Origin of the sequence: Achromobacter spanius (assembly GCF_003994415.1) — a bacterium.
Classification (GTDB): Bacteria; Pseudomonadota; Gammaproteobacteria; order Burkholderiales; family Burkholderiaceae_B; genus Achromobacter; species Achromobacter spanius_C.
The window spans coordinates 1,971,512-1,989,357 of record NZ_CP034689.1 but is presented as its reverse complement, the minus strand read 5'-3'; the positions used below and the strand labels follow the sequence as shown (position 1 = coordinate 1,989,357).

Annotated in this window: 25 protein-coding genes; 9 read left to right on the top strand and 16 right to left on the bottom strand. The window is 59.0% G+C overall.

Going from position 1 to position 17,846, the window contains the following annotated elements; genetic code table 11:
- Position 1: 1 nt before the first annotated feature.
- The 14 genes from ELS24_RS09095 to ELS24_RS09035 all read right to left on the bottom strand — a co-directional run bounded on the left by ELS24_RS09095 (position 2) and on the right by ELS24_RS09035 (position 10,103).
- Positions 2 to 1,726, bottom strand: a complete 1,725-nt coding sequence (locus ELS24_RS09095) for a terminase large subunit (protein WP_127183900.1) — start codon at positions 1,724 to 1,726, stop codon at positions 2 to 4.
- 3 nt (positions 1,727 to 1,729) lie between these two features.
- Positions 1,730 to 2,212, bottom strand: coding sequence for a phage terminase small subunit P27 family (locus ELS24_RS09090; RefSeq protein WP_127183899.1), 483 nt, complete (start codon positions 2,210 to 2,212; stop codon positions 1,730 to 1,732).
- A gap of 209 nt (positions 2,213 to 2,421) precedes the next feature.
- Complete coding sequence (locus tag ELS24_RS09085; RefSeq protein ID WP_127183898.1) at positions 2,422 to 2,802, bottom strand: HNH endonuclease; 381 nt, start codon at positions 2,800 to 2,802, stop codon at positions 2,422 to 2,424.
- A 727-nt stretch (positions 2,803 to 3,529) separates the two neighbouring features.
- Positions 3,530 to 4,114 carry a Panacea domain-containing protein gene (locus ELS24_RS09080; protein ID WP_127183897.1) on the bottom strand — a complete coding sequence of 195 codons (585 nt, stop codon included), beginning with the start codon at positions 4,112 to 4,114 and terminating at the stop codon, positions 3,530 to 3,532.
- Positions 4,115 to 4,579: 465 nt separating this feature from the next.
- Positions 4,580 to 5,221 carry a hypothetical protein gene (locus ELS24_RS09075; RefSeq protein WP_127183896.1) on the bottom strand — a complete coding sequence of 214 codons (642 nt, stop codon included), beginning with the start codon at positions 5,219 to 5,221 and terminating at the stop codon, positions 4,580 to 4,582.
- Entirely contained in the window at positions 5,221 to 5,634 is a 414-nt protein-coding gene (locus tag ELS24_RS09070) for a putative PDDEXK endonuclease (RefSeq protein ID WP_127183895.1), read from the bottom strand. Before ELS24_RS09070 ends, ELS24_RS09075 begins: the two co-directional genes overlap by 1 nt.
- Positions 5,635 to 5,642: 8 nt before the next feature.
- The gene (locus ELS24_RS31690; RefSeq protein ID WP_428839683.1) at positions 5,643 to 5,837 is read right to left on the bottom strand and encodes a DUF7696 family protein; all 195 of its coding nucleotides are present in this window, start codon (positions 5,835 to 5,837) and stop codon (positions 5,643 to 5,645) included.
- Positions 5,838 to 5,843: 6 nt separating this feature from the next.
- Complete coding sequence (locus tag ELS24_RS09065) at positions 5,844 to 7,208, bottom strand: replicative DNA helicase (RefSeq protein ID WP_127183894.1); 1,365 nt, start codon at positions 7,206 to 7,208, stop codon at positions 5,844 to 5,846.
- The gene (locus ELS24_RS09060) at positions 7,205 to 8,029 is read right to left on the bottom strand and encodes a helix-turn-helix domain-containing protein (protein WP_127183893.1); all 825 of its coding nucleotides are present in this window, start codon (positions 8,027 to 8,029) and stop codon (positions 7,205 to 7,207) included. The genes ELS24_RS09065 and ELS24_RS09060 overlap by 4 nt, the downstream gene beginning before the upstream one ends.
- A complete protein-coding gene (locus tag ELS24_RS09055) occupies positions 8,026 to 8,517 on the bottom strand; it encodes a nuclease domain-containing protein (protein ID WP_240669546.1) in 492 nt (163 codons plus the stop codon). Before ELS24_RS09055 ends, ELS24_RS09060 begins: the two co-directional genes overlap by 4 nt.
- Positions 8,517 to 8,822: a hypothetical protein gene (locus ELS24_RS09050; protein WP_127183891.1), complete on the bottom strand. Its 306-nt coding sequence runs from the start codon at positions 8,820 to 8,822 to the stop codon at positions 8,517 to 8,519. Before ELS24_RS09050 ends, ELS24_RS09055 begins: the two co-directional genes overlap by 1 nt.
- Positions 8,815 to 9,120, bottom strand: a complete 306-nt coding sequence (locus tag ELS24_RS09045) for a hypothetical protein (RefSeq protein ID WP_127183890.1) — start codon at positions 9,118 to 9,120, stop codon at positions 8,815 to 8,817. The genes ELS24_RS09050 and ELS24_RS09045 overlap by 8 nt, the downstream gene beginning before the upstream one ends.
- Positions 9,114 to 9,629 carry a hypothetical protein gene (locus tag ELS24_RS09040; protein ID WP_127183889.1) on the bottom strand — a complete coding sequence of 172 codons (516 nt, stop codon included), beginning with the start codon at positions 9,627 to 9,629 and terminating at the stop codon, positions 9,114 to 9,116. Before ELS24_RS09040 ends, ELS24_RS09045 begins: the two co-directional genes overlap by 7 nt.
- A 201-nt stretch (positions 9,630 to 9,830) precedes the next feature.
- Positions 9,831 to 10,103, bottom strand: a complete 273-nt coding sequence (locus ELS24_RS09035; RefSeq protein ID WP_127183888.1) for a hypothetical protein — start codon at positions 10,101 to 10,103, stop codon at positions 9,831 to 9,833.
- 90 nt (positions 10,104 to 10,193) lie between these two features.
- Between ELS24_RS09035 and ELS24_RS31220 the strand changes: the two genes are divergently transcribed.
- On the top strand, positions 10,194 to 11,270 hold the full coding sequence (locus ELS24_RS31220) for a S24 family peptidase (RefSeq protein WP_240669470.1): 1,077 nt from the start codon (positions 10,194 to 10,196) through the stop codon (positions 11,268 to 11,270).
- Positions 11,271 to 11,715: 445 nt separating this feature from the next.
- On the opposite strand, the gene ELS24_RS09025 is transcribed toward ELS24_RS31220, so the two are convergent.
- Positions 11,716 to 12,405, bottom strand: coding sequence for a hypothetical protein (locus tag ELS24_RS09025; RefSeq protein WP_127183887.1), 690 nt, complete (start codon positions 12,403 to 12,405; stop codon positions 11,716 to 11,718).
- A gap of 565 nt (positions 12,406 to 12,970) precedes the next feature.
- Here ELS24_RS09025 and ELS24_RS30810 point away from each other — a divergent pair.
- From ELS24_RS30810 to ELS24_RS09005, 5 genes are all read left to right on the top strand, one after another.
- On the top strand, positions 12,971 to 13,129 hold the full coding sequence (locus ELS24_RS30810; RefSeq protein WP_164741229.1) for a hypothetical protein: 159 nt from the start codon (positions 12,971 to 12,973) through the stop codon (positions 13,127 to 13,129).
- Positions 13,095 to 13,634: a hypothetical protein gene (locus ELS24_RS09020; RefSeq protein ID WP_127183886.1), complete on the top strand. Its 540-nt coding sequence runs from the start codon at positions 13,095 to 13,097 to the stop codon at positions 13,632 to 13,634. Before ELS24_RS30810 ends, ELS24_RS09020 begins: the two co-directional genes overlap by 35 nt.
- The gene (locus ELS24_RS09015; protein ID WP_127183885.1) at positions 13,631 to 13,864 is read left to right on the top strand and encodes a hypothetical protein; all 234 of its coding nucleotides are present in this window, start codon (positions 13,631 to 13,633) and stop codon (positions 13,862 to 13,864) included. Before ELS24_RS09020 ends, ELS24_RS09015 begins: the two co-directional genes overlap by 4 nt.
- Positions 13,865 to 14,019: 155 nt before the next feature.
- Complete coding sequence (locus ELS24_RS09010) at positions 14,020 to 14,919, top strand: recombination-associated protein RdgC (RefSeq protein ID WP_127183884.1); 900 nt, start codon at positions 14,020 to 14,022, stop codon at positions 14,917 to 14,919.
- 16 nt (positions 14,920 to 14,935) lie between these two features.
- Positions 14,936 to 15,712 (top strand): ParB/RepB/Spo0J family partition protein, encoded by a 777-nt coding sequence (locus tag ELS24_RS09005; protein ID WP_127183883.1) that lies wholly within the window; start codon positions 14,936 to 14,938, stop codon positions 15,710 to 15,712.
- Between the two features lie 48 nt (positions 15,713 to 15,760).
- On the opposite strand, the gene ELS24_RS09000 is transcribed toward ELS24_RS09005, so the two are convergent.
- Positions 15,761 to 16,435 carry a hypothetical protein gene (locus ELS24_RS09000; RefSeq protein ID WP_127183882.1) on the bottom strand — a complete coding sequence of 225 codons (675 nt, stop codon included), beginning with the start codon at positions 16,433 to 16,435 and terminating at the stop codon, positions 15,761 to 15,763.
- 83 nt (positions 16,436 to 16,518) lie between these two features.
- On the opposite strand from ELS24_RS09000, the gene ELS24_RS08995 reads away from it, so the two are divergent.
- From ELS24_RS08995 to ELS24_RS08985, 3 genes are read left to right on the top strand one after another with little or no spacing between them, the layout of a single operon-like run.
- The gene (locus ELS24_RS08995; protein ID WP_127183881.1) at positions 16,519 to 17,037 is read left to right on the top strand and encodes a hypothetical protein; all 519 of its coding nucleotides are present in this window, start codon (positions 16,519 to 16,521) and stop codon (positions 17,035 to 17,037) included.
- Complete coding sequence (locus ELS24_RS08990) at positions 17,034 to 17,576, top strand: hypothetical protein (RefSeq protein WP_205736958.1); 543 nt, start codon at positions 17,034 to 17,036, stop codon at positions 17,574 to 17,576. The genes ELS24_RS08995 and ELS24_RS08990 overlap by 4 nt, the downstream gene beginning before the upstream one ends.
- Entirely contained in the window at positions 17,564 to 17,845 is a 282-nt protein-coding gene (locus tag ELS24_RS08985; RefSeq protein WP_127183880.1) for a DUF4884 domain-containing protein, read from the top strand. Before ELS24_RS08990 ends, ELS24_RS08985 begins: the two co-directional genes overlap by 13 nt.
- The last annotated feature ends 1 nt before the right edge of the window (position 17,846 follow it).

Below are 17,846 nucleotides of genomic sequence, written 5' to 3'. Positions count from 1 at the left end.
GTCACATCACCAGAATGTCGTCATCGGTCAGGTTATCCAGCACCGAACCGCCACGGTCCGCCAGCATTGCGCGGCCAACCGCCATAATCAGCGCCACAGCGCCGTCGATTTTGTTGTCATTGCCCTGTTTGATAGGTCGAACAACGTCGTCATTGCCCGGCAAGTTCTTGCCGATGACGTTTCCGATGCACCAGGTCATGATGGGATTCCCATCGTGATGGAAGCGGCCTGAGCGAATGGCCGCCTCCAGTTCCTTCATGGGGTCGCTCATGTTTGTGTAGTTCTGCACGATGGTGACGGGCGACAGTCCGTCATCGTCCAGGTGATGCGACAGGTTTGTCGCTCCGCTAGGGTCAATCGGTGATTGCTCAACAGGATTGCGGCTGTGCGCATCCACCGCCTCGGCAAGAATCTCCCGATAGTCGATTTCCGCGCCGTCAGTGGTGTACAGATGGCCTGTGTTTACCCACTTTTGGAAGCGTTCCGCCATGCGCCGATTGTCGGAGTCGTTCGCGGTGTCTTCGGGAACCCAAAAACGAGGCGCCACACTGAAATAGTGGCGCTTGCCATCGATGAACCGGCAAAACACCCGTGCCATGCTGTTCATGTCCAGCTTGCGCGCCAGGTCAAATGCAAGAAAGCAACTTTCGCCGTCGAAATCCTCAAGGCGCAGCGACTCGTCTTTGCAGGCTTCCCACTGCTGAAGGTTAAAAAAGCCAGTTTTCGCCGTAACCCACAGGTTCAGGTGCTTCGTTTTGAACGTATTGGTGAAGCGGGCCTGCTTGATTGCGCGCTGTTGCTGGCTGATCAGGTATTCGGCATAAACCGACACGCCCATATTGGGGTTTGCTTTCGCCAATACCCTGGGATCTGTCCAATCGTCGCCTTCGTCCAGGGTCCATATCCACCCAAACAGCTCATCGTTCGGGACAAGCCCCTCCAGCATCTCGATGACTTCCCGCCGCTTGTCGTAGCACGGGCCTTCGATGTTGGCGCCAGCGGTCGTAATGATGAACATCAGGGGATGCCGGCGCGCTCCCATGCCTGTCAGCATCGTTTCGTAGAGAACCGCCGAATCGTGCTCGTGGTACTCGTCCACGATTGAGCATGACGGCGATGCACCATCGCCAGGGTTGCCAATGATCGGCTCGAACCGGCTTCCATCTTCAGGGCGGGCCAAGGCCTGCGCGTTTACCTCAATGCCCAAGTATTCGACCAAGCCGGGAGAACGCTGAACCATCAAGCGCGCCGGCCGGAAAACCTCCCAAGCCTGCTTCTCAGTGGTCGCGCCCGAGTACACCTCAGCGCCAAACTCGTTATCGGCCGCAAACATCGAAATACCGACACCCGCTGCGATAACACTCTTACCGTTCTTTCTGGGAACTTCCCAATACGACTCTCGAAACCGACGAAGTCCGCCCTTCTTATGAACCCAGCCGAATGTGCAAGCCAATCCGAATTTCTGCCACGGCTCCAGCGTGACCAACTGCTGTTTAAAGGCCCACTCTCCCTTTGTGTGGGGCATCAGTTCGATCAAAGCGAGCTTTTTTTCTGCCTCCGCCGCGTTGAAGCGGTAGAGATAACTCGCTGCCTTGGACGCTGCCAGGTCGTCAAGGTGGCGTTGACACGCCAGCACCACGTACCGACACGCCGGCACCTTCCCCTTGACCACATCCTTTGCAAATTTCAGCGCCTGCGCTACCCGGGGATACTGCGGCGCCGCCATTCATCAGCCCCCGCCCAGCAGTACCGCGAATGGATTGCCCTTGGTGGGCTTCTTCGGCCCCTGCATTCGCTGACGGCTCGAAGGGTCCAGCCCCAGGAAAGAGCCGTATGTAGCCATTTGCTTTAGAGCTTCATTAGCAATGGTCGCTGCGGGATTCTTCAGCGGTCCGCCTTGAGCGCCCTCGACCACGATTCCGTGCTTCTGGATTTCTTCTTCGGCCGCCCTGAAGCGGCCATAGGCCGCGCAATATGCCTCCAGGTTCTGTATGTCAGTCGCCTGTAGGATTTTTTCACGGCACAGCAGTGGCGCGAGATGCTCCCACAAATCCCGACCATGTCCCTGCAACCATTCCGGCACGAAAACGTTGGTGATCTCCCCGTACGAAGGGGTGTCCTTATTGATCGCGCGCTTTCCCGGATTGCCGGCCGCCAGCTTTTTTTCCGCTGGTTTCGGCTTGCGCCCGGAGCGCCCTGCTACTCCTGCCATAGCCTGCTCCATTGGTCAAAAAATGCGCACAATGCGCTGCCCGTCAAATTTCATTTTTCGCGGGCGTAAAAAAAAGACGGAACGGGCCGTCCTACGTGCGAATGGGCCAAGGATTGACCCACCCCCTCCCTTGTGGCACCGCCCGCCAGAGGCCTCCAGGCCCGCGCAGGAGGTCACCACGGCACGACCAGTGAGAGCGAGGGCCTCGCCTACTTCTTCACCCGCGCTCGCGCTCTGGCGCTTTCTTGTGCGGTCTTCCGCTTGTGGCAATCCTTGTTAATCGCGGCCAGGTTGCCGAGATCATCGGATCCGCCCTCAGCTTTCGGGATTCGGTGATCCACCTCTGTGGCTGGCAGCACGCGGTCCGTGCGCTTACATTCATCGCATTGGCACAGGTAGCGGTCGCGCTTCAGAATCAGAAGGCGCAGTCGATCCCATTCCGCGCCATATCCACGCTGCTGTCTGCTACCGCGCCGATGGCCTCGATTCCACCCTGCGGACTCACCCGCGTGCGAATCGCAATAACCTGGTGCGCGAACCAACGCAGCGCAGCCGCGATGACGACATGGGAAGGCCGTTCGACGAACCATTTTCGTGCTCCCACAGAAATACCAATGGATGCAACGCAAAGGCTTGTGACGATTGTCTGATCGCTAAGTCATGACGACCTTGAGGTTTGGAACATTGGGCCACCAAAGCACCCAAGTCTCAGCATCACAACGTACCTGCGTTTATCAACAAATGGTAGGTTGAACACTTACCAAGGCGGCCCTCTACGCCTAGGTATCGCCGTGACGAAACAAACGCCCAAACAAAAAGGCCTCAACTGCTGTTGGCAGTTGAGGCCTTGACATGCAAATCATTGCTTAAGTCGATGGCAAATCATGAAGAGTTGCTTGAATCCATTTCCAATGCCCCGTGCGAAGATCATCCGATCCACTCAAGCATTCCAGTACATTTCGCAGTACCGCTGGGGTCAAACTTAAGCCTGTAAGCGTGAGCACGCCCGCGCGGAACCACTTATCGGTATAGTATTGGTCCCTATATTTAACGCTGTTGAAGTCCACCCATGACATCTTGGTCATCGGGGGACCTAAGAGGCCAACACAATAGCCAGCGCGGGGGGGCCCAGGGAACATGCGGGACTCTCGGGCAACCCATTTGGCTTGGATGTAAAGCACGCGGTCAAAAGATCGCCAGGACCGGGGCCACGAGCCAGCAAAGCCTCAAATTTCGGCATCTGCTGACCATCGTCGGTCTGATAATAATTCTTATTGTGCCAAATCTGGCCGAGGGAATAACTACCCGGGGGAATCATTAATGAAGGGACTCGTTGCTCAACGCTAATAACGCATTTTCGTACATGCGCTCGTTGTTAGCAACTCGGAGTAACTCTTCACGATCAGGATTGTCATCCGGGATCGCCAGTTCGTAAGGAATTGTATCAAACGCCCCTTGACCGTCACGCCATACCCTGTCCCATGCTTCATTTTGGGCATGTGTAACGTCAATCATCCTTTCCGAATAGGCCGACCCAAATCGGGCGACCAAGTCCGCCATTATGCGAAGTTCGCGCGGCGAAAAATCTTCGTCGTCGAACTCAACCCCGTCTTTGACACGGACTTCTTCGCGGCAATAGTCAATGACCTTCACAGGAATCACGTCTAGCGCTCGGCGAATGTCTTCGCGAGGCACTTCCCATTCTTCCATTAAAGCAACCGGAACAGGGCCGAACTTCCATGCTTGGTAGTCGAGGCCTGTGACACTCTTTCCAGTCTGCTTGAAATGCTCAAAATCCAGCAGATACAACAATTTGAACAACTTGATCTTCCCACACGCATTTACATTGCGAGCGAAGTAAATGATCGCGTTGATCAGTCGATTTCTGCTGAAATTTTTCATCGTGAATACCTCCCGCCCTTTTTTGCAATCAACTGCAAAAACACTAAGAGAGGCCAACTACCCTATAGTTATCTCGGCTGCCACATATTTTTGTTTTACGCAAGCGGTCACCGAGCGCTGTTACAAATTAAGCTGCTCTACGCGAACTATACATCAAATTTGGGTATCAAATCGCTTTTTTTGTAAAGCCGCAGGACACGAAATGCAGGGCTCTCCGGCGCGTAGGGCGCATATGCATGATGCGCTGGTCTTGTAACAGAGAAAGCCCTATCGCCACTTCCAAACATAGGGATCACGCCTTGGCCACTTTGTCAATAACTGTACCGCAAGCTGCCAAGACGAGAGCAGCCGCCGCACAAAATGCAAAAAACCCGCTGCTTTCGCTGGCGGGCTTTTTTGTACGCACTTATTCAAAGTGACTAAACCGGGTGAACTTTAGCAGAGAAAATTCAACCTCGCAAGCGATCAATCGCAAAGGCCTTTTGCCGACAACAGGTCTGCGGCATATTCCATCGCCAGCGCCTCGACGCCCTTCTGCCCTGCACCACGTTCGCCACCCTTTTGTTTCGTGGTGCGCGTGCCATAGAGCCACAGCTTGATCTTGCCGTTGTAGTTGGTTGCCGTTGCAGCGCTCTTCCCTGCCCGCTCAGCCGCATCCGACAGCTTTACATCTTTGCCGAAGTACCGCGCCACTATGGCATCGCGCAGCACGCGAGGGGTGGGATGCCCCGATAACGCATCGCATGCCGCCGCGTCAGAGATTTCGCGTACCGCCGCGAGCCAATCATGCCGATCAACGGTGCCCTGGCAGCATTTGCAGCGGTCCGTTCGGGGCGCAAAGCGTGCAACTAGGATGGCGCGGTACAGGCGGGGCAGCGGATCCAGCGCCCCGAAGACAAAGGCGGCCTGCCCTGCCCCGTCAGTTCCGCCCAAGCCCTTGCCTTCTGACGGCGCCTGCGCCATGCGAGCCATCATGGGCTTGTCATACACCTGGTCGGTGTGGTTATAGGCGAAGGTCAGCGCCGCATGAGCGGTGGCAAACAGTCGGCTGGGTTTCGCCTCTACGACAGGGGTCGAAGCCAAGCGGGAAAGGGTCAAGATGGTCATCAGTAAATCCCCGGAGAAAAAGTCACTTTCGCAGGCAGCATTTCCCGCATCCATTGCATTGCTACATCCCAGCCCATCGTGACGGTGTGCCGCCCCCGGACGGGAAAAATCTTCGGGTTCACGTCGTGGGCGTCAACCATGACCGATTCGCCACGCGCCCCCGTTTGCCTGTAGATCAGCACCGGTACGCCCTGTTCGCCGGCCTGCTGTTGCGCTTGGCGCCACCATGCGGGCAGGCAAAGCGTGTTGGCGTGCTTGCATTCGATGCTGATGCGCGCGAAGGCCGGATCGTCCGCCACCACATCGCTATCACCGACCGCGTTGCGCACGCGCCGCCGCCACACCTTGCCGGTTGCCTCGGTCAGCATGTTGGCAACCTTGCGCTCATACGACGCGCCTTTGTTGCGTGCCATTGCTCCGCTCATGCCGCTTTCCTCCGTTTGGCGAACTGTCGCCTTACCTCTTGTTCCAAGTACTTTTGGGCTTCGATACCGCGCTTCCTGCCAACCAGATTCAGATAGGGAATCCGACGGTCGAACGGAAGGGATAGGACATGGCGGGCCTCACATTGCAGGCGCCATGACTCGCTGCTGGTTTTGCTCGCGCTGTTCGTCATATGGCTCTACTCATCCATCAGGCTGTAGCGCACGCCCTTGGCAGCAGGCCGATTCCCGAATGCTTGGCCCTGGGCCAGGCTCTGGAACTTCGTCCTCTCTCCGATGTATTGCAGCCCGACCGTTCCACGGTCCACCTGGCGGCCAGCGCCAATGATGATTTCCGCAACACCACGATCCGGACTGTCGGCGTTGTAGACCTCATCCCGATACACGAACAGGATTGCGTCACAGTCCTGCTCAATCGCCCCCGAATCCCGAAGGTCAGACGGCATCGGGCGCTTATTGGGGCGTTTCTCAAGATCGCGATTCAGTTGCGACAGCAGGACAATCCCAATGTCCAATTCCATCGCCAACGCCTTCAGGCCGCGCGTGATCCCCTCGATTTCCGCGTTTCGGTTCGGCCCTTCGCCGCGCATCAGTTGCAGGTAGTCGATCACCAGAAGGTTCAGACCATGTTTGCGCTTGATCTGCCGGGCCTTCAGGCGCACGTCCATCAGGCTCAGATTGCCCTGGTCTTCCAGCCACAGGCCCAGCGATTCGATGTGCTTGCACGCTGCCGTCAGCCCCTCGTAGTCGGACTGCAACATCAGCTTGGGTTGCAGTAGGCGAGGGATCGGCACGCCCCCGAGAATTGCCACATTGCGAGTGTGCAATTGCCGCTTGGGCATTTCCATCGACAGCACCAGCACATTCCCACCATTAGCAACATGCAGTCCGATGTTGAGCGCGAGCGCCGTTTTTCCCATCTTCGGCCGACCGGCAATCACAATCAGGTCGCCGCCACGAATGCCGCCAGCCAGCTTTGCGTCCAAGTCCGGATAGCCGGTAGACATGACGCCGGCAGTTTCGTCGTCGGCGTGCAATTCCAGATATTCCACAAAGTTGATCAGGTCATCGCCCGCCCGAACCGGCTCAGGCTGTCGGGTTGCGCCTTCCGCCAACTTTTCCAGGCCAGCTTGGGCCTGGTCGATCAACGCCGCTGCACCAATCGCCCCTGAAGCGCGCACGGCGTCGATGGTGTCGTGTGCAAGCTCCAGCAAGCCCCGCTGTTGCGCACGGTCCCGAACCGTCGTCGCGTACTGGGCAATGTTGGCAGCGCTCGGGGTATTGGCAACGATGTCGCTCAGGTACTCCAGCCCGCCCGCGTCAGCGCCCTTAGCCCGGATGCGGTCTGCCAGGGTGATGACGTCCGCCCCTACGCCCTGCCCGATCATCGCCAGGATCTCGCCGTACATCACCCGGTGATCCGCTCGATAGAAATGCTCTACCCGCAGGTCGCCCAGCCTGTCGATGGCGTTGTTGTCGATCAACAAGCCGCCTATGACGCCCTGCTCGGAGTCGGTCGCCTGGGGAACAAGCACGTCGTTCATTGCTCCGCCCCCTTGACGACGTTCTCAGCCTGGACACCCTTGGTGGTCAATGCAAACGCGCCGGTGGCCTTGTCGGCAAACCATATGCCGTACCAGTTGCCCTGCACGCAGTTCAGGAACGCCCGCCGCCAGTCCGTGTACCGCTTGCCCTCGGCCGTTCCGCCCGGAAGGTGCCGCCGCTTGAACTCGGCCCAGCACAGGTTCACGAACTCCACAGGCAGCTTTGCTTGTTCGCAGTAGTCCAGCACCGGCTGGTAATCACCGATGACCTTCTCGCCATTGGCTTGGCAGGCATCGACGAACGTCTTGAACGAAACCGCGTTCTTTTTCCGTCCACGGCCCGAAGCCCCCTCTGGGGGTCTGGGGGATTCTTTTAATGACGGTTCATCTTTAGGTTCTATGACGGTTCTGGGTGCGGCATTCGCACCTCTGAGGTGCGAATCCTGCGGGGGTGGGGGTGCGGCAGTTGCGGGGGTGCGAGATTCGCGGGGGTGCGATTCTTGCGGGGGTGCGGAATCTGCGGGGGTGCGAATTTCGCGGGGGTGCGAATCCTGCGGGGGTGCGAATTTCGCGGGGGTGATCGTGTACACCGTGGACCGGCCTGTCCGCCTGGAGACGCTGATAGCGCCATACTTGATCAGCCACTTGATGGCATCCTGGACGGTCCGCTCACCAGCGCAGGTGCGCATCACGATGTAGGCGACGGAGGGCCAGCACACGCCCTCATCGTTCGCGTTATCCGCCATGCTCATCAATACAGCCTTCTGAGCTGGCGTTTTGGTCTGTAGCGGCCAGCAGGCCGACATTACGATGGTGCTCATAGGGTCGATGCCCCTCCATACAAATTCTGATAGCCGGCTTCGGCTTCAGCGGGCCATTTACCCAAGTCCATGATTCGCTGGCGCGTAAGACGCAAGCCAGGGATGAAATAGCTCAGCTTCATTTCTCTCGGAGCCTTGGACTGGTCCAGGAAGAAATGGCACCCGCCGCAGGCGAACGCGATGGCCCAGTCATGAGCCTTGATGCCTTTCCCCTTGCCGTCTCGCGTCCGATTCGAATGGGCCGATACCGTGCTTTCAGTTCCGCCCCAGCAGTAGCTGGGAACCCGCGTGAGGCATTCCTCGCCCTTGGCAAGCGCCAACAGCGCGGGGTTGCGGTAGACGGTCTTGGGCTTCTTCTTGCGCTTCTTGCGCGCCTTGATGGCGGCACGGGGCGGCGGCATTGGGGTGGTCCGAATCGGCGCAGCGCGCATCATCGGCGTGGCGCTGCGCTTCATCGGCGTCTTGTTCTTGAGGGGGGTGCGGCGCATCAAGGACATTGCGCCCCCGACGAAGCTTTAACCCGCCACCAGTACGGGAACTTCCAGCCGTTTGTGTGACGCTTGACCAGGCCGGCCTGGGTCGCATCGAACAGGAACGACTCAACCGCGCGGGCCGCTGCAACAGCACGCGACGTGCTGGGCCACGGGTCCACCGGCACCAGAGCGGGCTGGACGATTTCTTGTAGCGCCTTGATATCGACGCGGCGCGGCGTGTCGATGATGGCTTGCTTGACGGCTTCCACCGTCTCGGCCGGCACGCGGTAGCCGCGGAACATGTGGAGGCAGTCAGTCATAGACGCCGCTCCAGTCCACAAAGGGCTTGCGCACGGCCTCATGGAAGAGCGTGGCCGCTTTGGGGTTGTGATCCAACTCGGCGCGGCTTGTGATACCGCACGCATCGCGGACGAACTGTGCTGCGTGCTGCTGGGCTGAAACGCCCTCGGGGGCGGCGCCAACGCGGGAAACAACCCACCGCTGAAACTTCGCGCCGTTGCACATCATTGCAGCCGCGCGCGACAGCGCCGCCCCCTTACGCTCCGTGGACGCGATACGCGCCCGCACGAGTACACCAGAAGCTCCACGGGTCAGCATTGCACCCTCGACACATTGCGAGCGCCACGGAACGCCAAGACGGCCAAGTCCATGAAAAGCGTGTACAGCGCGCTCCGCTCATCGGGGTCGATTTGGCCGTCCGCCATCGCTTCTAGGGTCGACGCATTCAAGCCTCCGACCGTGGCGCCTACCTTCAGCACCTTTTCGTGGATAGCCTTCAATTCGTCGGGCCAGCCCTCCGTTGGCGGCGGCGGCACGTCCAAGCAGGTGAGCCCATGCTCGACCATCGCGTAGGTCTGCGCCCAGCGGTGGGCTACTTCAGCGCCCCCGGCCTTCTGCGCCAGCCATTCGGTCAGCAGGTCCGCCATTTCGAACGTGATCGACTCGCCCTCTTGGCCGCTCAACTTGGCGCGCAGCGATTCGTAATGGATGCGCTTGCCCCGTCGCTCAGTCAAAAAGGTGGCCGCGTCCTTGACGCCGCCGGGCGCATTGCGCACATCGTTGTAAAGAACATCAAGCCAGTGGTGGGATTTCAGGCGGCTGGTCATCGGGCATACCTTGGAATCGGGAAATATCAGGGTTTCGGCGGCACTCCACCGTCCCTAAGATGTGAAGCATGGAAATCGAACTTCAGACATCCAACGGGCCGATCTGGGCCTTGTCGTCGGACGTCTGCGGCACCTGGGCCGGCTGGTCTGCCGGCGTGACCGGCGAATTGGCGCTATCCATCGGGGCTCTCCATAAGGGTCTTACGGTGACGTAGGCGCGAGAGGCTCGTGGGGCTTGGGACCACCGTAGAAAAAGCCGAGCAACTCGCCGTGATCGAAAGGCGCGCCAAACTCCTGGCTCGCTTTCCACAGCGCATCCATCGTTCCCTTACGAGGCACCTTGCGGGCGTACAGGAGGTGCGTTTCGATGTACGCGACGGTCGTGCAGGCCCGCCTCGCGAACTTCGCCCGATCGTCAGACGAAAGGGCGAGGTAGAAGGCCTTGAAGCTCGGTTTGGGTTTGGCGATATTCATAAGCCAGGATGCTATTACCTTTTTGGTAATAGATCAACCAAACGAAGTTACCCATTCGGTTTATTTACCTATAAGGTAAACCCAGGTCCAATGACCACCATGAAGTCCATCAAAGAAATCCGCCGGGCGAACTTCGCTCGCGCCATCGAGGAAAAATGCTCCGGCAATCAGACCGAGGCCGCCACGCGCCTTGAGTACTCCACGCCTTCCCTTGTGAGTCGCTATGCGACCGGCAAGAAGGACATTGGCGACCGAGCCGCGCGCAAGATGGAGGAAGCGTTTGGGCTTCCGAATAATTGGATGGACGCCGATCACACACCGGTACGCGACGACGACGCAAAGGCCCCGAGCGATGCTCGCCCTTGGCCGTTCCCTTCAATAGCAGAAGCTGCCGTTCGGGCTTTACCCGCAGGGCAATTGAGCGCGCTCGAAGGGGCTATGGCTTTGGCGATTGCTCAGTTGAACCTGGGCATTAAGGTAGCTGCTCCGCCCCGGCCGCCCGAAGCCAACGCTCCGCGTGTCTTGCGTGGCGGCCTCTATGCCGACGACGGGACCGATGAATTTCCGATGCGCATTGCCGGCCTGCCTGTGGCTCCCTGGGACGGTGGGACGACGACCCAACAGACAGAGCGAGCAGTCCAATCATTGCGGATCAGCCATGCCGCGAACGTCGGGCATGTCCCGCGCGCCGGCTATTCAGCAAATGACCAAGAATTCCTTTCGGTGCCCGAACTCGATGTCAGGCTCGCCGCTGGGAAGCTGGGCATCGAGAACTACGAAGAGACGGCTATCGGCGAAATCCTTCTGCGCCGATCATTCTTGGAATCGTTCAAGCTTCCGATCGAGCGCATGAAGATTGTGTATGCGGACGGCGACAGCATGGAGCCGGTTATTCGTAATGAAGGGCCGATGCTGTTTTATGAAGAGGCGGTGACGGACGTCCGACTGATTGATCCGCGCACGGTCTACGCCATCAACCATGGCGGCAAGATGATCGTGAAGTGCATCTCTCGCGAACGTGACGGCACCTGGCTCGCCAAGTCTCTGAACCCCGCGTATCCGCCCTTCCCTTTGGAAAAGGAGGACGGCCGCGATGTGCGCATTGTGGGACGGATCCTCTGGTCGCCATACGACCTACGAAATGGGGTCGATCAGCGCTTGCTGTAAAGCGTCTCACCCACTGAATCAGCCGCCTACGGGCGGCTTTTTTTCGTCCGTCTGACCTGGCCGCGAGGCGCTGTTGCGCAGGTGCGGCTATCGAAATTACCTAATTGGTAAACAAATGCAATGGACAAATTACCTTTTTGGTTTGACCAATATTACCGTTTCGGTAATACTGCACGCATGCATCGGCTGAAACACACCATGCACCGCTCTTTAACAACTTAGGCCGCCCGCCCCCGAGAGGGAGGAAGGGCGAAACAGGACAACCAGGCGCCAGTGCGCCCCCGGACCCTGTGTGCATGGGCCAGCGCGCCCAGGTAACGCCCAGCCGGGCGTGGCGACGATAACCCCGGCCTCTTCATCCAGCCGCTGAATGCAGGTCGCGGCCATCGCCAAGTGCCGTGTCTACCTAAACCGATCAAGCCGGCTAAGCACCTCGTTTGCGGTGTTAGTCCGGCAACGCGGTGACCGATACATCATTGAGCATGGGTTCTTTAGAAGGTGAGAAACCCACGCTAAACGTCCGAACACCCCGGTGCCCGCCGCCGTCCATAAAGGCCATGCGGACAAGCATTGGTGTCAAGTCTTCACGTTTATCCGCGAAAGAAAAAGTGAGCTCCCCCTGATGAGGGAGCACATCTTTCGACAGCTGAGGAGGAGTATTTTTCCTTCCCTCGAACCATGCAGTGAATTGGGTGACCGTCGCGCCGTGGTTGCGTAGCGAGAACTTATATTGCTGCCCATCGCCAGAACCATAGCCACCCGCATGCGCCAAGATGAATAAGGGAGACAGAGCTCTTCTCTGTTCCTCCCTTTCACGCTCAAAGGCTTCAATTTGAGCATTTACCTGCAATTTGGTGACCTCAACTAAGGCATGCTGCTGCTCAACGGAACTTCGCAACTCTTCGGCCTGCAATCGCAGCGCCTCGGTACTTTGCTTGAGTTCCTCTCCCTGTTGAAAGTAGCCAAGGATCAGCCATAGAAGAGCCAATGGCCCGACAACGCCGGCTAGAAAGTCCCCAACCTCATTGGGCTTCATATCCGAAAACTTGTCCCATTCGCCCCACCCCAACAAGGCTGCGGCGACTAGGTACGCCGCAGTAATCGCAATTCCGATCCAGGTAAGTTTTTTGCTCATCACTCTTTCCTCCAAGTGGTCGGATTCTAGTTAGAGCGATGTGGCCACGCAATTCATCCCGGTATCTCCCGATGCCCCGCGCGCGGGGCATCGGCAGGCGCTGCCCGATCCCTCAGCAACCCTACCCCCACCCCGGAGCTTTCACCATGGTCGCCATGATCATCCGTTTCATCGAAGAACTCATCGACGCATTCAACTTCGGCAGCAGCATCAACAAATAGCAGCCCAAACGAATGACCCTACCAGCGGTTTAAAGTCGTTCCGCTATCTACTTTGTCGCCCTCGGGGCAATCAAAGTAGGTCAACCATGCCACTGAAAACCATTCTACGGGTCGTTCTGCGAACCGTGTTCTACGTCTGCGTTTGCGCCTGCCTGGCGGGTTGCGCAACCCTGCCGATACTACCCAGCTAAGGCAAACCCTTCCCCCGGTCCGCCCGGGGGCTTTGGAGAGCGGGCCAGCGCCGCAACGTCACCGGCTCCGAAAGTGACTTTCGCTCGATACCATCGCTCGCCTTAACCGGCCCGCTCTCCTAAGCCCACCACCGCGCGTTCGCGCACATCCCCATGCCTTCAACCATCCCCGCCATCTGGTGGGGCCTGGCCCTGCTCGCCTTGGCGGCGGTGGCCCTGGCCCCTTTCGGCGAATACCTCAACCGCCGCTATGTCGCGGCCGACCCCTGGAATCGAAATGAACAACGACAAAGCGCGCCAGCGGATGCTTAAGCTGCTGGCCCTCGCCCGTCGCGGCGAGGGTGGCGAACGAGACAACGCGCAGCGTTTCCTTGCGTCCTTGCTTGAAAAACACGGAATGTCCCTGGCGGATCTGGAAGACGAAGGACTTCCGACCGAATGGATGAAGTTTCCTTTGAAGACCGTCCAAGACCGTCGGCTTCTCGTGCAAGTGGCGTCAATGGTGTTGAAGTCCAACGAGGTGCAGTCGCGCCAGTACCGCCGGGAAACGGCTCTCTGGCTTCTCGTTACCAAGCCGCAATACCTGGAAATCGAACTCCATTACCGCGCGTTCAAAAAGGATCTGAAGAAGGCGCTCGAACTCGCGTTCATCGCCTTCATCAACCGTAACGACATCTTCAGCGGAGAACGCGCGGAAGAAGGCGCTCCCTGCAAGTACTCCACAGAAGACCTGGCCGCCGTTGCGGCCATGGCAGCGGGCATGCCGCGCACCTCAGTACGCCGAGAACTTGGCTACGCCGCCGGGGCAGCGCAATGACCGCCGCCACCGAGCTAACTGCCCGCCGCGCCGTGCGGCACCAATCGCACCCGCACCCATTACGCAAGCTTTGCGACCTCATCGCGCCCCGTGACCACGCAGGCAAAGGCAACTGGAGCAAGGACGCCGATATCCCTCGCGTGTGGGCGTGGTCCGCAGGCATAGCCTTCGGGGCGTTCTTCCTTTTTGGCCGTCAAGTACTCAGTTGGTTGCTGAGCTTCGCGATATGAACGGCATTGAATTCATCGTGCGGGACCGCGCAGGCCGGTGGCCGCCGATTCCGCTACCCCGCCGTCGCATTGCTGCCTCCGAGGTCAGGCAAGTGAAACCCCGCGCGCCCAGGAAGCCCCGAAGCGCGCAGAAACCCATTTAAACGGAGTTCCCCATGTGGTTCAGAAATCTCAAGATTTACCGCCTCTCGGCCGCCTGGACGTTGTTCGGCGATGACCTGGAAGCCGCTCTGGCGCGCCAAGCATTCCAGCCGGGCAACAACTTGGAAATGCAGTCCATCGGATGGGTTCCGCCCCGTGAGAATGGCGGCTTGGCCCACGCCGTAAGCGGACAGATTCTGATGTCGCTGCGGGCCGAAAAGAAGCTCCTTCCGGCAACGGTCCTCAACCAGGTGGCCAAGTTCCGCGCCCAGGAAATCGAAGAGCAGCAAGGCTACAAGCCGGGCCGCAAGCAGATGAAGGAAATCAAGGAGCGCGTCACCGACGAGCTTCTGCCCCGTGCGTTCAGCATCTACCGCGATACCCGCGTGTGGATCGACCCGCTGAATCACTGGCTTGTGATTGACGCAGCCGCATCCGCTCGGGCTGACGAAGTAATCGGAATCCTCGCCAAGTGCATTGAGCCCTTTCCGTTGGAAAACCTGTACGTCGCGCAGTCGCCCGCGTCTGCAATGACGGGCTGGCTGGCCCAAGACGAAGCCCCCGACAACTTCAGCATCGACCAGGACACCGAACTGCGGTCGTCCGGCGAAAGCGGTGCGGCCATCCGCTACATCAAGCATTCCATCGACGCCGAAGACGTTGGGCGCCATATCCAGTCAGGCAAGCAATGCACCCGCCTCGCCTTGACCTGGACCGACCGGATTTCGTTTGTCCTGACCGAAGGCCTCGATATCAAGCGCGTCTCACCTCTGGACGTGCTGAAGGAAGGCAATGAAACGGTGGCCGCCAAAGACGACGAGAAACTCGATTCCGACATGGCGCTTATGACCGGCGAACTGGCAAAGCTTATGGCCGAACTGGTCGACGCCCTGGGCGGCGAAAAGCGCATCTGATCCAAAGGGTAAGGCAATGGCAAAAAACAGTATTGACGCATACGGCGCCAGCGGCAAAACCAACGTCCTCTTCTTCGACCCGGACGCACTTGTCCTCGTGACAGACGAATCGTCGCCTTTGTACGACGAGCGGGTACACCTCCCCGAAGACGAGGGAATGGCGCGCAACATTGACTATCAGGGGGTTCTGGAAAACGTCTCGATCTCCAAAAACCCTGAAACCGGCGCCGTTGAGGTGGTTTTCGGTAGGCAGCGCGTCAAGAACGCCCGCCTTGCGAACAAGTGGCGGCGTGCGCGAGGCGAGCCGATTCGGATGGTGCCCGCCGTGGTCTACCAAGGGAAGCGCAAAGACGCCTTGGATGCCATCGTTAGCGAGAATGAAATCCGAACGTCAGAAACGCCGCTGGGGCGCGCCGAGAAGATGCGCCGGCATTTGGCGCTGGGCCGGGGTGAAGACCAGATAGCCGTCATCTACAACTGCTCGGTTATCACCGTCCGCGACACACTGGCCCTGCTGGACTGCCCCAAGGTCGTGCAGGACGCCGTCGAGGCAGGGCAAGTCACGCTGACGCATGCCAAGGCCCTGACGAAACTTTCCCCCGCCGAGCAGCGCGAGAAGGTGGCCCAGCTTGTTGACGCCGGCAAAGACGCCAAGCCGCATCAGCGATCCCGGCGCCAAGCCGAAATCATGGGTGCCGCCCCCAAGCTGAAATCCCGCGCCCAAATCCAACAGGCACTTGAGCAGGCCCAGGGCGACTACGCCGCGGCCCTGCGCTGGGTGTTGGGCGGCTAGCGTTCCATTGCGACGCCGGAATCTAAATCCACGCACAAATTGCACGCGTCACGCCATATGTCCTATTTTCTTAATGCCGTCGTCCAGGGCTTGGATGCAGCGAGGGGCAAGATTTGACATCTCAAGGTGAATATCCTTAAGGACGGGACCGTAGGCCAGTGCCATCCGAAATGCGTTCTGCGCGGCCGACTTTGTAACGTCCGAAGGAAACTCATTGGCGTAACGGGTAAGCCTGATCACCTCCTCCAAAAGTGAATTGTGCATACGCCAGGTCGCAATTAGTCCCCTACCCAGGGCATAGGTCTGGATAAGCAACGCTCTCAATCCGTCGTCTTCAATTTCTGCGAGCATTTGAGCGTTCGAGTTGTAAACCACAAAAGGGTCGTGATCTATCGGCCATATTGCGTCCAGCAACTCTGTCGGATCGTGCTCAGTCAGCAGATTTCCCACCCTCAGGTTGTACATACTCCACAGCACTGCCAATTCAGCGCGGGTGGCGGACAAGTAATTCCGCTCCGCGTCCGCGCGTTGCTGCGCCTCTCGTCTTTTTGCGGCCCGATGTTGACTGGACGAAATCCAGATTGCTGCAACTATCGCCGCGATCGAGCCAATGGCTTGCACCCAACTAGCCCACTGCTCACTTGTCGTCGGCCAGTACTTGGCCAGCACGGCGCAAAACCCAAGAAACAGCAGCGCCAAAAGAACCTGATAACCCTTGTGCATACGCGTCTCCTCTAGACGCGCGCATCGTACTCGATTGCCTCCCACACCGAGGCTCTATAGATCTTCAATGAGGAAGCCACCGCATGAGCGCCCCCGAGAATACGCCCCCGGTCGAATTGGTCGATGCAGCTGTAAATGCGTGGTTCGCCGAAACCCCGCGCGCTGCGTTGATCCCCGACCCGCACGAACACTTCCGAGAGCGAATGCGCGCCGCCCTTGTTGCGGCGGGCTGGACGGCCACAGCCGCCGCTGAGCGGGATGCTGCGCGTCAGCAACGCTTGATTGATGAACTGAGCAAGATCGTTCACAACATGGTTGTTGCCGACCAAGCTGCCTGGATCGAATGGAGGCACGGCAAGGGCGCAGAAGCGGCCATGCAGTGGATAGGCAACGGCCTGTTGGGGCCAGGTCACATCCCCGCAGAGAACGAGCCTTACAGCACGGAGGCGCAGGCATGGTACGACGCCAACCGCGCCGACGCCTTTCCGGCCTGCCAGTGCGGCCGACCGTCCAACATACTGCACATGGGGAAAGGGTATTGCTCTATGGAGCATTGCGACGCCGCCATTGCCGCCCAGCAGGGCAAAGGAACCGCGCAATGAACACTCTCATCCGCTACATGGGGCTTCACACCGTAAATCTCACAGTGCAGTGCGTGTTGATGGGCATGTACCTCGCAAGGGAAGAGTACGCGCTGTCGGCACTCTTCGGCGCGTCTTCGATCTGCGGCGTAGCGCTTGGGCGCATTGCGTGGAAGCACTACCGCGCCTCCATCGCCGATGGAAGGATTCAGCCCGCCCCCGTCAAACGCGATGCTGATGGGTACTGGACGCATCCGGCGTTCCCCTCGTTCGACGAGGGGCAAAGCGCTGCCGCAAGCGCCTGGTACAAGTCCCAGCAGGTTGAAACCAGCGTCGCCTATCTCGAAAGCGAAGACGATGCCCACCCGGCATGCGTCAGTTACTGGGGTGATGACGACGCCGGCATCGACATAAGCGCGTGGCAGCCGCCAAAGCCGAAGGGCTGGGGGTGGTTCATCCTCTCCATCCACGATACGGAAGACTGGGGGCCGGTCTGCGTTTGGGTCCGACACTCATCCCACTCTAGCCAGGGCGCACGGAGGCAAGCATGCGCAAGCTGATATGCATCGTATTGGCCGCAGTGCTGACGGCCTGCTCAAAAGATCCCGTCTCGGTGTCCGGCACTGACAACAAAGACATCGCGGTTGCCGAACTGTTCACCCACAAAGGCGTCACCGTCTACAGGTTCTACGACGCAAACCGCTGGGTCTACTTCACCAGCACGGCCAGCGACATCACATCAACCCACCAGGAATACTGCGGAAAGGGCTGCACCCACGCCGTGACCGTCGAAACGAAAGGTGGTGCCGGGTATGCGCCCCCGAAGTAGA